The following is a 14,614-nucleotide window of genomic DNA, read 5'->3' as shown; positions in this document are numbered from 1 at the left end:
GAGGTGTCGCGGACCATGAACACGAAGTCCGTCAGGGCCGGCGAGTACGCGGCGCCGCCGGCGCACGGGCCCAGCATGACCGAGATCTGCGGGATGACACCCGAGGCCTTGGTGTTGCGCTGGAAGATACCGCCGTAGCCGGCGAGGGCCGAGACGCCCTCCTGGATACGGGCGCCGGCGCCGTCGTTGAGGGAGACCAGCGGAGCACCGGCCGCGATGGCCATGTCCATGATCTTGTGGATCTTCGTGGCGTGGGCCTCGCCCAGGGCGCCGCCGAAGATGCGGAAGTCGTGCGCGTAGACGAAGACCGTACGGCCCTCGACCGTGCCCCAGCCGGTGATCACACCGTCGGTGTACGGCTTCTTGGCCTCCAGGCCGAACCCGGTCGCCCGGTGACGGCGGAGCTGTTCGACCTCCTTGAAGGAACCTTCGTCGAGCAGCAGCGCGATGCGCTCACGGGCGGTCAGCTTGCCCTTGGCGTGCTGGGTCTCGGTCGCGCGGTCACTGGGGCCGCGACGCGCCTGCTCGCGCAGGGAGTGCAGCTCGGCCACGCGCCCGCGGGCGTCCGTCGGCTCGCTCGGGGTCTGGTCCACAACGGTCATGTACCGACCTTACGAAGATCGCGATGAAAAACCTCCGTTCATTCCGCACAGTCTCGGGAGTCTTCCGCTGTGTGGCCCGCACAGTGCGGCTTGGGGATGTGAGGACTCCCCCAGAGGCAACCTTCGTCCTTTGTGGGGCTTCCACAAAACGACCTGACACCCTGCCTAGATGTTGAAATTTGAACGGAATAGGTCTAGCGTCATCCTCGTTGAAGTCGTTGAACATTCAACAGAATCGTCCGGGCGACCGCCCGAACCGTGCAGGACACTACCGAGGAGGAAGCCATGGGTCTCTTCACCCGCCGCAGCCAGACCGCAGCCATCCAGGAGGGCGCCACCGCCGCCGTCGCCACGCTGGAAGTGGACCCGGCCCTCGCCGCCCTCACCGGCGACTACGTCATCGACGCGGCCCACAGCAGCATCGGCTTCACCGTCCGCCACGCCATGGTCACCAACGTCCGCGGCACCTTCGCGGAGCACGAGGGCACCCTGCACCTGGACGGCGCCGACCCGTCCCGCTCCACGGCCGCCATCGACGTCAAGATCCCCTCGGTCAGCACCGGCATCGCCGACCGTGACGCCCACCTGCTGGGCAGCGACTTCTTCGACGCCGAGCTCTTCCCGCTGATGACCTTCCGCTCCACCGAGGCCCGTCAGCTCGGCGGCGACGCGTACCGCGTCACCGGCGAACTGACGATCAAGGACGTCACGCGGCCGCTCGCCATCGACCTGGAGTTCACGGGTTCGGCCAAGGACGTCTACGGCAACGAGCGCGTCGGCTTCGAGGGCTCCGCCGAGATCCTGCGCTCCGACTGGGGCCTGACGTGGAACGCCGCGCTGGAGGCCGGCGGTGTGATGGTCAGCGACAAGGTGAAGCTGACCTTCGACATCTCGGCCATCAAGCAGGCCTGACCGGCCGACCGGGTGGGGGTCCCCCGTGACCCCCGGCCCATGGGGGGAGGTCAGAAGCCTCCCCCGCCGTCGAAGCCGCCGCCACCGTCGAATCCGCCACCGCCGCCGAAGTCCCCGCCGCCGAAGTCGGACGGGTTGAAGTCGGCCCCGGAGACGTCCCCGCCGTCGAAGCCGCTGCCCGGACCCCCGCCGAGGTCCGAGGCGTAGGCGGGGCTGGACATCATCGAACCGAGCATCGTGCCCATGAGCAGACCGGGCAGGATGCCGCCGCCGAAGTAGCCGCCGGCCCAGGGACCGTACGCCGGGCCGGCGTCGTAGTAGGGCCGCGGCCCGTGCTCGGTGTCGACCGTACGGACCGCCGGGTCCAGGCCGTCGCGCAGCCGCACTGCGTCCGCCGTGCAGACGGGTACGGTACGGGCCGCCGCGCCGGCCGGAGCCCAGGTGGCGTCCTCGGTGCTCGGCCCGTGGCGCGGGTCGAAGAAGCAGGGCGCGCGGCGCTCGGGCACCGGCTGCCCCTGCCGGCGCGCGTCCAGGCAGGCCAGGGCGTACCGGCCGTCCTCCAGGGCCTGGGTCACGCCCTTGACCTCCTCGGGGTACTGGACCGAGGCCATGATCTGCTTGGCCTTCTCGTACGCGTCGAGCCCCTGCTCGTAGTCCTTGCGCATGGAGTCGTCGGCGCCGGGCTCGCCCGGGTGGAAGTCGAGCCGGTCGAGCTCCTCGCCGAAGGCCGTGATGTCCTCGTCGACGACCACGCGCAGGCGCTCGATGGCCTCGCGCCGGGCCTCTTCCTTCTTCTTCCGGTTGCGGCGGACCAGCGCGTACGCGCCACCGCCGCCGATCGCGGCGACCGCGCCGAGCGTGATCAGGCCGCCGACGGGAGCCCCGCCGTCCGTTCCGGTGGTGCCCCAGGAAGCGGGGGCGCCGCCCCTGACCTGGGTCAGGGCCTGCTCGACGAAGTTGTTGAGCTGGGTCACCGCGTCGGGCGCCCCCACCTTCACCGCGTCGGTGAGGTTGCGCACGGCGTTCGGCGGCATGACCGCCTGGTCGGCGCGGGCGCTGAAGCCGTCACCGAGCCGGATCGCGTAGAGCCCGGTGATCCCGGTCTCGGCGCGGACGGCGCCGAACACCTTGTCCTGCGGGAACTCGGCGGTGGCGGGCAGCACGGCGACGAACACCGGCTTGCCCGCGTCCTTGATCTTCTTCGCGAGCGCGTCCGCTTCGGCCTTGGGCAGCTGCGCCTCGGCTCTGGGGTCGACGTAGACCGGGCCCTCCTTGAGGGCCTCCGCCACAGCTTCGACTCCGGTCGCGGCCGACGCCTGCGGGGCGCCCACGAGGGCGGCCGCCGACAGGGCCAGCAGCAGACCGGACAGCAACGATCCAAAGCGCACGGATATCAGCCTGGTCCTCATAGCCACGACGCTACCCGAACCGGCACTTTCCTGTGTGAGACGGACATAAGCACGACTCCGCCGCGTACGTGGCCGGAGTCGGCTTCACGGCGTCGGACCTCGCCGGGGCGAGCTACTCGGGCGGTTCCACGCCCGCGTGGAGGAGGCCGTAGGTGTAGGCGTCCTCCAGGGCCTGCCAGGACGCCGCGATCACGTTCGGGGCCACGCCGACCGTGGACCACTCGCGGACGCCGTCCGTCGTCGCGATCAGCACGCGGGTCGTGGACTCGGTGCCGTGCTTGCCCTCCAGGATGCGGACCTTGTAGTCGACCAGCTCGAACTTGGCCAGCTGGGGGTAGAAGCGTTCGAGGGCGACGCGCAGGGCGCGGTCGAGGGCGTTGACGGGGCCGTTGCCCTCGGCCGTCGCGACGATCCGCTCGCCCTTGGCCCACAGCTTGACCGTGGCCTCGTTGGCGTGGGTGCCGTCCGGGCGGTCCTCGACGATCGCGCGCCAGGACTCGATGCGGAAGTACTTGCGGGCTCGGCCCTCGGCCTCCGCGCGCAGCAGCAGTTCGAAGGAGGCGTCGGCCGCCTCGTAGGTGTAGCCCTGGAGCTCGCGCTCCTTGACCCGTTCCACGACCCGGGAGATCAGCGCACGGTCCCCGCCGAGCTCGACGCCGAGCTCCTTGCCCTTGAGCTCGATGGAGGCGCGGCCGGCCATGTCGGAGACCAGCATCCGCATGGTGTTGCCGACCCGCTCGGGGTCGATGTGCTGGTAGAGGTCCGGGTCGACCTTGATGGCCGAGGCGTGCAGGCCCGCCTTGTGCGCGAAGGCGGAGACGCCGACGTACGGCTGGTGCGTGGAGGGGGTGAGGTTCACGACCTCGGCGATCGCGTGCGAGATCCGCGTCATCTCGGCGAGCGCGCCCTCGGGGAGCACCGTGCGCCCGTACTTGATCTCCAGGGCCGCGACGACGGGGAAGAGGTTGGCGTTGCCGACGCGCTCGCCGTAGCCGTTCGCCGTGCACTGGACGTGGGTGGCGCCGGCGTCCACGGCGGCCAGGGTGTTGGCCACGGCGCAGCCGGTGTCGTCCTGGGCGTGGATGCCCAGGCGGGCGCCGGTGTCGGCGAGGACGGTCGCGACGACCGCCGTCACCTGGGCGGGCAGCATGCCGCCGTTGGTGTCGCAGAGGATGACGACGTCGGCGCCAGCCTCGTGGGCCACGCGCACGACGGACTTCGCGTACTCGGCGTTGGCACGGTAGCCGTCGAAGAAGTGCTCGCAGTCGACGAAGACGCGGCGGCCCTGGGCGACCAGGTGGGAGACGGTGTCGCGGACCATCTCCAGGTTCTCGTCCAGGGTGGTGCGCAGGGCGAGCTCGACGTGGCGGTCGTGGGACTTGGCGACCAGCGTGATCACGGGGGCGCCGGATTCCAGCAGGGCCCGCACCTGCGGGTCCTGGGCTGCGGAGCCGCCGGCCCGGCGGGTCGCGCCGAAGGCGACCAGCTGGGCGTTCTTGAAGTCGATCTCCGCACGGGCGCGGGCGAAGAACTCGGTGTCGCGGGGGTTGGCACCCGGCCAGCCGCCCTCGATGAAGCCCACTCCGAAGTCGTCCAGGTGCCGGGCGATCGTCAGCTTGTCTGCGACCGTGAGGTTGATGCCCTCACGCTGGGCGCCGTCGCGCAGGGTGGTGTCGAAGACGTGGAAGCTGTCGTCGAGGACCGCTGCTGCCGCCTCTGGTGTCGTCGTCATGCTGATCTGACTCCTGTCGGATGAGTGGTTTCCGGATGTCCGGGTTCCACTGCCCCCATCATCGCGCGCAGTCCGTTCCCGGCTGGGATGGGCCGGGAAACGAAAAAACCTCTCGCGGGTAGCGAGAGGTCTGCACGCGGGTCCGAGGCACGGTGGCCGCTTCCGCGAAGTTCTTCCACGGTTCAGCGGCCACTGGGGACCGGCGCGCTGCTGGCGATAATCATGAGCTGAGCAGGCACGCTCGCAGTCTGCCACACCGCCCGCCGCGGATGGACAGTGATCTCAGCATGCGGGCAGCGCGGCGGGGCCGGATTCATGTACGGGGGCTGAGCGTCTCCGTGAGGAACTCCCGGACGTGGTCCAGGATGGCCTCCCGGTCCACCGTCGGCAGACCAACGGCCAGCTGGATGCTGAATCCGTCCAGCAGGGCCCGGATACGGGCCGCCACGCGGTCGGGGTCCACCGGCCGGAGCTCCCCGCGCGAGATGCCCTCGGCGAGCAGGGCCACCAGGTCGCGGTGCCAGGCGCCCTCGATGGCCGCCTGCCGGTCGCGTTCCTCGGGGCCGGCGTTCTGGGAGCGGTTCCAGACCTCCAGCCACAGCGTCCAGTGCGGGTCGCGGGCCTGCGTGGGCACGTACAGGTCGACGTACGCCTGCAGGCGCTGGCGCACCGGACCGCGCCGGGACAGCAGGGCCCGGCGCGCGCTGCCGAGCTCCGCCTCGCTCCACTCCAGGGTCTGCAGCAGGAGCTCGTCCTTGCTGCGGAAGTAGTAGAGGAGGTGGCCGCTGCTCATGCCGACCTCGCGGCCCAGCCCGGCCATGGTCAGGCCTTCGAGGCCGCGCTCGGCGATCGTGGCCATGGCGGCGACGAGTACGTCCTCGCGCGGGGGCGCGTTCTTGCGCGCCGCCCGTACCGGTACTCCACCCGCCGTCATGGCCCCACTCCTCGTCCGTCCGCCGCCGGTCAGACCTTCGGCTGTTGCTGGGTGATGCAGTGGATACCGCCACCCCCGGCGAAAATCGTACGTGCGTCAACGAGCGTCACGGTCCGCTCGGGGAACAGTCCGCGGAAGATCTCGGCGGCCTCCTCGTCGCGCGGGTCGTCGAAGGAGCACAGCACCACGCCGCCGTTGCACAGGTAGTGGTTGATGTAGGAGTAGTCCACCCACTCCCCGTCCTCCTCCAGCACGGTCGGCGCCGGGATCTCCACGACCTCCAGCTGCCGCCCCCGGGCGTCGGTGGACGCGCGCAGGATGGCGGCGATGGTCTTGCAGCGCTCGTGGTCCGGGTGGGCCGGGTCGGGCTGGGTGTGCACCATGACGACGCCGGGGCGGGCGAAGGCGGCGACGATGTCGACGTGGCCCTGCGTGCCGTAGGTGCCGTAGTCACCGGCCAGGCCGTACGGCAGCCAGATCGCCTTGGTGGTGCCGAGGTGGGCGTGGATCTCCGCCTCGACCTGCTCGCGGGTCCAGTCGGGGTTGCGGCCCTTGCCCAGCTGCACCGTGTCGGTGAGGAGCACCGTGCCCTCGCCGTCCACGTGGATGGCGCCGCCCTCGTTGACGAGTGCGGTGCTGAACGTGCGGGTGCCGATCACGTCCGAGACGTGCCGGGCGATCTTCGAGTCGTGGTCCCAGCGGGCCCACTCCTGGGCGCCCCAGCCGTTGAAGGTCCAGTCGACGGCCGCGAGCTCGCCGGCGTCGTTGGTGACGAAGGTCGGGCCGATGTCGCGCATCCAGGCGTCGTCGAGCTCCTGCTCGACCAGCTGCACGTCGGCGCCGACGACGGCGCGGGCGCTGTCCGCGTCACCGGGCGAGACGACGAGGGTCACGGGCTCGTACGTGCGCACCGCGCGCGCGACGGCTCCCCAGGCCTCGCGGGCCTCGGCGAGCTCCTGCTCGTTGGTGAAGGTGGGGTTGGGGCTGGGCCAGGCCATCCAGGTGCGCTCGTGGGGCGTCCACTCGGCGGGCATCCGGAATCCGGCGTCCGCGGGCTTGGCGGGCGTGCCGGGCGAGGCGGGCTGCGTGGGAGTCATGGCGGGAAGGTCCTTACGGGCTGTGCTGACTTACAGGAAGTACAGGCGGTTGAGGGAGACCGATTCGGCGGCTTCGGAGCGCAGCGGTTCCCCGTCGAGGGAGACGAGTCCGCTGCGCGCGTCCACATCGACCGCGCCCACCCGGGAGTTGCGGAGCAGGTCCTTGGGGCCGATCCCGCGGGTGCCGCGGACGGCGACGCGGCGTCGGCGGGTCGGCATCTCGTCGCTGCCGAGGGCCGCCGCGGCGGCCGAGACGAAGGCGACGGAGATGTCGGCGGCGGTGGCCCCGTACGAGCCGAACTGCGGGCCGAGCACCAGCGGTTCGCAGGTGTCGGTGGCCGCATTGGGGTCGCCGGTGACCCCGTACGCCGGGAAGCCGGACTTGAGGACCAGCTGCGGCTTGGCGCCGAAGAACTGCGGGCGCCACAGCACGATGTCGGCGAGCTTGCCGACCTCGATGGAGCCGATCTCGTGGGCCAGGCCGTGGGCGATGGCCGGGTTGATGGTCAGCTTGGCCATGTAGCGCAGGACGCGGGCGTTGTCGTCGCCCTCGCCGTCGCCGGCCAGCGGGCCCAGCTCGCCCTTCATCTTGGCGGCCATGGCGAAGGTGCGGCGGATGGTCTCGCCCGCGCGGCCCATGCCCTGGGCGTCGGAGGAGGTGATGCCGATCGCGCCCAGGTCGTGCAGCACGTCCTCGGCGCCCATGGTGCCGGCGCGGATCCGGTCGCGGGCCATGGCGGCGTCGCCCGGCAGGTCCGGCTTGAGGTCGTGGACGGAGACGATCATGCCGTAGTGCTCGGCGACCGCGTCCCGGCCGAAGGGCAGGGTGGGGTTGGTGGACGAGCCGATGACGTTCGGCACGCCCGCCATCTTGAGCACGTTGGGGACGTGCCCGCCGCCGCAGCCCTCGATGTGGAAGGCGTGGATGGTGCGGCCGTCCAGGACGCGCAGGGTGTCCTCGACGGAGAGGCACTCGTTGAGGCCGTCGCTGTGCAGGGCGACCTGTACGTCGTACTCCTCGGCCACCCGCAGCGCGGTGTCCAGGGCGCGGGTGTGCGCGCCCATGTCCTCGTGGACCTTGAAGCCGGACGCGCCGCCCTCGGCCAGGGCCTCGACGAGGGGCGCGGCGTCGGAGGAGGAGCCGCGGGCGAGGAAGCCGATGTTGACGGGCCAGGCGTCGAAAGCGTTGAAGGCGTGCTTCAGCGCCCACGGGGAGTTGACGCCGACGCCCCAGACCGGGCCGAACTCCTGGCCGATGACCGTGGTGACGCCCGCGGCGAGCGAGGCCTCCATGATCCGCGGGGAGAGCAGGTGGACGTGGGTGTCCACGGCGCCGGCGGTGGCGATCAGGCCCTCGCCGGAGACGATGCTCGTGCCTGTTCCGACCACCACGTCGACCCCGTCGAGGGTGTCGGGGTTGCCGGCGCGGCCGATCGCGTGGATCCGGCCCTCGCGGATGCCGATGGAGACCTTGCGGATGCCGAGGACGGCGTCGATGACCAGCACGTTGCTGATCACGACGTCACAGGTATCGCGGACGGCGGCGGCCTTCAGGTGCAGGCCGTCGCGGGCGGTCTTGCCGAAACCGGCGAGGAACTCGTCTCCGGGCTTCTGGGAGTCGGACTCCACCCGGACGGTGAGCCCCGAATCGCCGAGCCGCACCCGGTCCCCGGCGCGGGGGCCGAAGACGGAGGCGTACTCGTGCGGGTCGATGTGCCGGCTGCCGGGAGCGCAGTGCGCGCTGTGGTCGCTGTGGGGGGTCTGGCGGCTCACGCCTGGGTTCCTTCCTGGCCGGTGGTGTCGCCGCCCGGGGCCGGGGCGGCGCCCGGGGCGTCTTCGGCCGCGCCGGAGGCGGCAGGCCCCGGGTCCGCGCCCAGGTATCCGCACGCCGCCGCCCTCGTCAGCGCGAGCGACTTGGCGCCGGGGGCGTCCAGGGGCCCGTCGACCAGGCCCGCGAAGCCGATGGCGATGCGCTCGCCGCCGATGGGGACGAGGCCGACCTCGCCCTCGCCGTGGGGGTCGAACCGGACGGACGAGCCCGCCGGCACGCACAGCCGCATCCCGTAGGCCGCGGCGCGGTCGAAGTCGAGCCGGGGGTTGGCCTCGAAGAAGTGGAAGTGGGAGGTCACGCTCACCGGCACGGCGGCGGTGTTGCGCACGTGCAGGTGCAGGACCGGCTCCGGCTGGGGGGCGCCGGGGCCGGGGACGACCGCGCCCGGGGCGCCGTCGCCGAGCGACGCCGCGCCCCGGATGGGGGACGAGATCACCGCGAGACGGGATCCGTCGTCGAAGACGGCCTCCACGTGCACCTCGGTGACCACGTCGGCGACGCCCGGCAGGACGTCGTCGGAGCCCAGCACGCCGCGGGCCTCCTCGATGGCCTCCGCCAGCCGCTTGCCGTCGCGCGCGGCCTCGCAGGCCGTGTCCGCGATGAGCGCGGTGGCCTCCGGGACGTTGAGCTTCAGGCCCCGGGCCCGTCGGGCCCTGGCCAGTTCCGCAGCGCTGCGGAGCAGCAGCCGGTCGCGCTCCGTAGGGGTCAGCCGCACGCCGATCCACCACCTCTTGAGTCGATGGGTTAGAGCATCACTCTAACTCTTCATTTCCTTGCAGGGAATCATTGACCTGAGACCAGGGCTTGGGTCACATTGAGTGTCGCTCAAACAAATGCGCAACCATCCCCCGCCGTGCCAAGGGAGTCCCCCCATGCCCATCGAACAGCGCGGAGTCGACACCATCCCCGAAGAGGAGCGGACGAGCGGTCCCCGCGACCTGATCTCGATCCTCCTCGGCTCCAACCTCTGCCTCGGCGTGATCGTCTTCGGCTGGCTGCCCCCGTCCTTCGGACTGGGCCTGTGGCCCTCGGTCACCGCCATCGTGACCGGCACCCTCGTCGGGATCGCCTTCACCGCGCCGCTGGCGCTGGTATCCCTGCGGACCGCCACCAACCTGTCCACCTCCAGCGGCGCACAGTTCGGCGTCCGCGGCCGCCTCGTCGGCTCGGTGGTCGGCCTGCTGCTCTCGCTCGGCTACACGGCCCTCACCCTGTGGATCGGCGGCGACGTGATGGTCGGCGCCCTGTCCCGCCTCACCGGACTGCCGGACACGGGCGTCTCGCGGGCCGTGATGTACGGCGTACTCGCCGCGTGTACCGTCGTCGGGGCCGTCTTCGGCTACCGGCTGCTGCTGCGCATGAGCAAGATCCTGTCCGTCGGCATGGTGGTCCTGCTGGCCGTCGGCGTCTTCGCCTACTCCGGCGACTTCACCACCGCCGCCCCGCCGGACACCGCGTACCTGCTCGGCTCGTTCTGGCCGACCTGGCTGCTCGCGGCCGTCGCCGCCGGACTGAGCGGCCCCGTCGCCTTCATCACGCTGCTCGGCGACTACACCCGCTACATCTCCCCCCGCAAGCACAGCTTCCGCAAGGTGTTCTGGGCCACCGGTCTCGGCCTGCTCGTCGGCCTGCTGATACCGCAGCTGTTCGGCACCTACACCGCGCTCGCCGCCGAGGCCGGCGCCGACTACGCCGGGCCGCTCGTCGAGGCCGCGCCCTTCTGGTACCTGCTTCCGCTGCTCGCCGCCGCCGCGGCCGGCTCGGTGGGCAACGCCGGGCTGATGCTCTACTCCATGGGCCTCGACCTCGACGCGATCGTCCCCAAGGCCACCCGCACCACGGCCACCCTGGTCGCCGCCGCCGTCGCCACCGCCTTCGTCTTCATCGGCTCCTTCGAGTGGGACGTGCAGTCCGCGATGACCTCGTTCGTCCTGCTGCTGACCGCCATCGGCACCCCGTGGGCCGTGATCACCCTCATCGGGTACGTGCGCTGCCGCGGCCGGTACGACGCCGACGCCCTCCAAGTGTTCAACCGCCGCTCGGTGGGCGGGATCTACTGGTACCGCGGCGGCTGGAACCTCGCCGCCACCGCCTCCTGGGCGATCGGCGCCGGGGTCGGCCTGCTCGCCGTGACCACCCCCTTCTACGAGGGCCCGCTGCTCGCCCTGACCGGCGGCGTGGACTGCTCCTTCGTCCTCTCCGGCCTGGCGGGCGGCCTGGTCTACACGGCCCTCACGGCCCGTACGGCCCCGGTCCCGGTCGCCGCGCAGGAGCCGCAGCCCGCGGCCGCGGCCGCCTGAGCGGGTCCGTACGCGCGAAGGGCCCGCCTCCCGATCGGGAGGCGGGCCCTTCGTCACGTGTCCGGGCTCAGCCCAGCTGGTGCATCCAGCCGTGGGTGTCCGCGGAGTGGCCGGTCTGGAGCTCCAGGAGCGCCTTGCGCAGCCGCATGGTGACCTGGCCGGGCTCGCCGTCGCCCTGGGTCCAGTTGGCGCGCTCGGACTTGACCGAGCCGACCGGGGTGATCACGGCGGCGGTGCCGCAGGCGAAGACCTCGGTCAGGGTGCCGTTCGCGTTGTCGCGCTCCCAGTCCTCGGTGGTGATCCGGCCCTCCTCGGCGGTGTAGCCGAGGTCGCGGGCGATGGTGAGGAGGGAGTCGCGGGTGATGCCGGGAAGGAGCGAGCCGGTGAGCTCCGGGGTGACGATGCGGTCGCCGTACACGAAGTACAGGTTCATGCCGCCCATCTCCTCGATCCAGCGGTGCTCGACGGCGTCGAGCCAGACCACCTGGTCGCAGCCGTGCTCGGCGGCCTGGGCCTGGGCGACGAGCGAGGCCGCGTAGTTGCCGCCGGTCTTGGCCGCACCGGTGCCCCCCTTGACCGCGCGCACGTACTCCTCGGAGAGCCAGACGGAGACGGGCTTGACGCCACCGGGGAAGTACGCGCCGGCGGGCGAGGCGATCACGATGAAGAGGAACTCGTTGGCCGGGCGGACGCCGAGGCCGACCTCGGAGGCGAACATGAACGGCCGCAGGTACAGGGAGGCCTCGCCGGAGTCCGGCACCCAGGCGCGGTCCTGCTTGATCAGCGCGTCACAGGCGTCGATGAACAGCTCGGTCGGCAGTTCCGGCATCGCCATGCGGCGGGCGGAGGACTGGAAGCGCTCGGCGTTGGCCTGCGGGCGGAAGGTGGCCACGGTGCCGTCGGGCTGGCGGTACGCCTTGAGGCCCTCGAAGATCGTCTGCGCGTAGTGCAGGGTCATGTTCGCGGGGTCCATCGACAGCGGCGCGTACGGGACCAGCTCGGCGTCGTGCCAGCCGCGGCCCTCCGTCCACTTGATCGTCACCATGTGGTCGGTGAAGTGGCGGCCGAAGCCGGGGCTGGCCAGGATCGCCTCGCGCTCCGCGTCGGACAGCGGGTTCGAGGAGGGCTTGAGCTCGATCGTGGGCGTCGTCATGAGTGCTTGTCCTTCACCGGTTGTGTATGGCTGACCGCGCTCACGGCGTACTAGGACGTCCGAGCTTCCCCGCATTCCGCGGCCTCGCGTTCGATTATCGCGCGCGGGGAGCATACGGAGAAGCGGGGCAGCGGCCCAGGGGAGATGGTGGCACCCGGGGCCGCACAGGAGAAGCCGCCGGGTCCCTTTGTGACCCGACGGCTTCCTGAGGGTGGAGCTGCCGGGTCAGCCGGCTACTCGCGCGGCGAGGGCGTCGCCGATCGCGTCGGTGGAGCGGAACGTGCCGTCGCGCTCGGCCAGGTCGGCGGAGACCGCGTCCTCGATGCGGACCGCCTCGGCCTCGAAGCCCAGGTGACGCAGCAGGAGGGCGACGGAGAGGACCGTCGCGGTCGGGTCGGCCTTGCCGGTGCCGGCGATGTCCGGGGCCGAGCCGTGGACGGGCTCGAACATGGACGGGAAGGTGCCGGTCGGGTTGATGTTCCCGGAGGCGGCCAGGCCGATTCCACCGGTCACGGCGGCGGCCAGGTCGGTGAGGATGTCACCGAAGAGGTTGTCCGTGACGATGACGTCGAAGCGCTCGGGCTGGGTGACGAAGAAGATCGTCGCGGCGTCGACGTGCAGGTAGTCGGTGGTGACCTCGGGGTACTCCTGGCCGACCTTGTCGAAGATGTTCTTCCACATGTGGCCCGCGTACACGAGGACGTTGTTCTTGTGGACCAGCGTCAGCTTCTTGCGGGGGCGGGCGTTGGCCCGCTCGTACGCGTCACGGACCACGCGCTCGACACCGTACGCGGTGTTGATGCTGACCTCGGTGGCCACCTCGGCGGGGGTGCCGGTGCGCAGGCTGCCGCCGTTGCCGGTGTACGGGCCCTCGGTGCCCTCGCGGACCACGACGAAGTCGATCTCCGGACGGCCGGCCAGCGGGGTGGCGGTGTTCGGGAACAGCTTCGACGGGCGCAGGTTGATGAAGTGGTCGAAGGCGAAGCGGAGTTTCAGCAGCAGGCCGCGCTCCAGTACACCGGACGGGACCGAGGGGTCGCCGATGGCGCCCAGCAGGATCGCGTCGTGGTGCTTGAGGGCCTCGAGCTCCGCGTCCGGGAGGGTCTCACCGGTGCGGTGCCAGCGCTGGGCGCCGAGATCGTATTGCTTGGTCTCCAGCTTCACATCCTGGGGCAGGACCGCGGTAAGGACCTTGAGTCCCTGAGCCACGACTTCCTGGCCGATGCCATCACCGGGGATCACTGCGAGATTGATGCTGGTCGACATGACGGAACCGTACTCCGTGTCCCAGCCCTCAGACATTCTGCGTCCACCATGTGGACGCAGAATGTCCGGGCCGGTGCTGGTCAGTGGCCGGTCGCCCCGCCGTTGTCACGGCGGTCGAGGGCGCGCTGGAGGGCTGCGGCGGCGTTCTTGCGGTCGGCGGCCGAGGCGGAGGTGTGGCGGACGCGACGGGGGGCGGTGATTGCGGTCATGGTGATCGACTCCTTGAGATCACGGCGTGGCGAAGCCACGGATGAGGGGTTCCTTCAAGGCGCCGGAAGAGGCGGGGAGCAGTGCGCCGCAGGGGTTGCCTGCCAGGGGCGCGCGCTCTCGACCGCCATTCGCCGGATCGGCGAGACGTTCGGCTTCTACAAAGCTAGGGCAGGTCCCGCTGTATGTCTCGGCAATTACTCGGACTTCCTACTATCTGAGACGCGGCACCCCTCGAAAAGCTCCGTCGGCAGGGTCCGTTTCAGCCCTTCCCGGAGCGAAGTTCCCTGATCAGAGCCCTCACGGCGAGAGTCGAGGCCAACTCCGGCGTGGTGACGTATCCCACCTGCCTCACCGGCCCCCGGGGGCCCAGATCGGTGATGTCGACCGCCTCGGTCGCCTCCCGCAGGGACAGCTCGGGCATGATCGCCATGCCGATCCCGCGGCCGACCATGGTCAGCACCATCGCGTCGTCCTCCGCCTTGACGGTCGCCCGCGGGATCCAGTCCTGGGCCCGCCACCAGGAGCGGGTGTAGGAACCGCAGTTCTCGTCCCAGTCCATCAGGGGCAGCGCCCTCGGGTCCGGATGCCCGGCCGGGTGCACCAGGCGGTACGCCTCCTCCGCGAGCACCCCGCTCAGCAGGCCGGGCAGCGCCCCCTCCCCCGCGCCCAGCGTGGCGATGCCCAGGTCGGCCCGGCCCGCGGCCACCTCCCCGGCCGCGCCGGCGCCGATCTCGCGCACCACCCGGACCTCGGGGCGGATGCCGGGGTGCCGGGCGGTCAGCCGCTCCAGGGCGGGCGGCAGCAGGTGCAGGGCCGCGCTGCGGAACGCGGCGATCCGGAGCACGCCCTCGACCGCGTCCCGGCCGGGGTCCCCGCCCGGGGTGCGGCCCGCGCCGCGCGCCTCCGCGCCCATCACCTCGTACAGGCGCAGGATCCGGCGGGCGTGGCCGACCGCCCGCTCCCCGGCCCGGGTGGGCGAGGCCCCGGTCCGCCCGCGCTCGAAGAGCACCGCTCCGAGTTTGGCCTCGCTGCCGCGCACGGAGTGCGAGACGGCCGACTGGGTGATGCCGAGTCCGGCGGCCGCGGCGGAGAAGCCGCCGGTCTCGGCGACGGCGACCAGGATGCGCAGTTCCTGCGGGAGAAGATCGGACACCGGGGCCCCCACCTC

Annotated in this window: 13 protein-coding genes; 2 read left to right on the top strand and 11 right to left on the bottom strand. The window is 71.5% G+C overall.

All coding sequences use genetic code 11. The features are described from left to right. Nucleotides 1-602, bottom strand: a 602-nt coding sequence (locus ACZ45T_RS17210; RefSeq protein WP_468441969.1) for a carboxyl transferase domain-containing protein, incomplete at its 3' end; no start/stop codon positions are given. 285 nt (nucleotides 603-887) lie between these two features. On the opposite strand from ACZ45T_RS17210, the gene ACZ45T_RS17205 reads away from it, so the two are divergent. Then, entirely contained in the window at nucleotides 888-1,514 is a 627-nt protein-coding gene (locus ACZ45T_RS17205) for a YceI family protein (protein WP_468441967.1), read from the top strand. A gap of 50 nt (nucleotides 1,515-1,564) precedes the next feature. Here ACZ45T_RS17205 and ACZ45T_RS17200 read toward each other — a convergent pair whose 3' ends face one another. The 6 genes from ACZ45T_RS17200 to ureA form a co-directional block, all read right to left on the bottom strand. Further along, entirely contained in the window at nucleotides 1,565-2,923 is a 1,359-nt protein-coding gene (locus ACZ45T_RS17200; RefSeq protein ID WP_468441965.1) for a hypothetical protein, read from the bottom strand. A gap of 112 nt (nucleotides 2,924-3,035) precedes the next feature. Continuing rightward, nucleotides 3,036-4,655, bottom strand: coding sequence for a citramalate synthase (cimA, locus tag ACZ45T_RS17195; RefSeq protein ID WP_468441963.1), 1,620 nt, complete (start codon nucleotides 4,653-4,655; stop codon nucleotides 3,036-3,038). 313 nt (nucleotides 4,656-4,968) lie between these two features. After that, entirely contained in the window at nucleotides 4,969-5,589 is a 621-nt protein-coding gene (locus tag ACZ45T_RS17190; RefSeq protein ID WP_468441961.1) for a TetR/AcrR family transcriptional regulator, read from the bottom strand. Nucleotides 5,590-5,618: 29 nt separating this feature from the next. Beyond that, a complete protein-coding gene (locus tag ACZ45T_RS17185) occupies nucleotides 5,619-6,686 on the bottom strand; it encodes an agmatine deiminase family protein (protein WP_468441959.1) in 1,068 nt (355 codons plus the stop codon). Nucleotides 6,687-6,716: 30 nt separating this feature from the next. Then, nucleotides 6,717-8,399 (bottom strand): urease subunit alpha, encoded by a 1,683-nt coding sequence (locus ACZ45T_RS17180; protein ID WP_468442007.1) that lies wholly within the window; start codon nucleotides 8,397-8,399, stop codon nucleotides 6,717-6,719. 56 nt (nucleotides 8,400-8,455) lie between these two features. Next, nucleotides 8,456-9,232 (bottom strand): urease subunit gamma, encoded by a 777-nt coding sequence (gene ureA / locus ACZ45T_RS17175; RefSeq protein ID WP_468441957.1) that lies wholly within the window; start codon nucleotides 9,230-9,232, stop codon nucleotides 8,456-8,458. 157 nt (nucleotides 9,233-9,389) lie between these two features. Here ureA and ACZ45T_RS17170 point away from each other — a divergent pair, with 157 nt between their 5' ends. Continuing rightward, the gene (locus tag ACZ45T_RS17170) at nucleotides 9,390-10,817 is read left to right on the top strand and encodes a cytosine permease (RefSeq protein ID WP_468441955.1); all 1,428 of its coding nucleotides are present in this window, start codon (nucleotides 9,390-9,392) and stop codon (nucleotides 10,815-10,817) included. A gap of 67 nt (nucleotides 10,818-10,884) precedes the next feature. On the opposite strand, the gene ACZ45T_RS17165 is transcribed toward ACZ45T_RS17170, so the two are convergent. The 4 genes from ACZ45T_RS17165 to ACZ45T_RS17150 all read right to left on the bottom strand — a co-directional run bounded on the left by ACZ45T_RS17165 (nucleotide 10,885) and on the right by ACZ45T_RS17150 (nucleotide 14,599). Then, nucleotides 10,885-11,970 (bottom strand): branched-chain amino acid aminotransferase, encoded by a 1,086-nt coding sequence (locus tag ACZ45T_RS17165; RefSeq protein ID WP_468441953.1) that lies wholly within the window; start codon nucleotides 11,968-11,970, stop codon nucleotides 10,885-10,887. Between the two features lie 225 nt (nucleotides 11,971-12,195). Further along, entirely contained in the window at nucleotides 12,196-13,236 is a 1,041-nt protein-coding gene (locus ACZ45T_RS17160; RefSeq protein WP_468441951.1) for a 3-isopropylmalate dehydrogenase, read from the bottom strand. An 80-nt stretch (nucleotides 13,237-13,316) separates the two neighbouring features. Continuing rightward, complete coding sequence (locus ACZ45T_RS17155) at nucleotides 13,317-13,445, bottom strand: hypothetical protein (RefSeq protein WP_468441949.1); 129 nt, start codon at nucleotides 13,443-13,445, stop codon at nucleotides 13,317-13,319. 260 nt (nucleotides 13,446-13,705) lie between these two features. Then, a complete protein-coding gene (locus tag ACZ45T_RS17150) occupies nucleotides 13,706-14,599 on the bottom strand; it encodes a LysR family transcriptional regulator (RefSeq protein ID WP_468441947.1) in 894 nt (297 codons plus the stop codon). Nucleotides 14,600-14,614 lie beyond the last annotated feature (15 nt).

The sequence above is a fragment of the Streptomyces sp. NPDC030995 genome (assembly GCF_055571215.1).
This window is presented reverse-complemented; position numbering and strand designations above follow the sequence as displayed.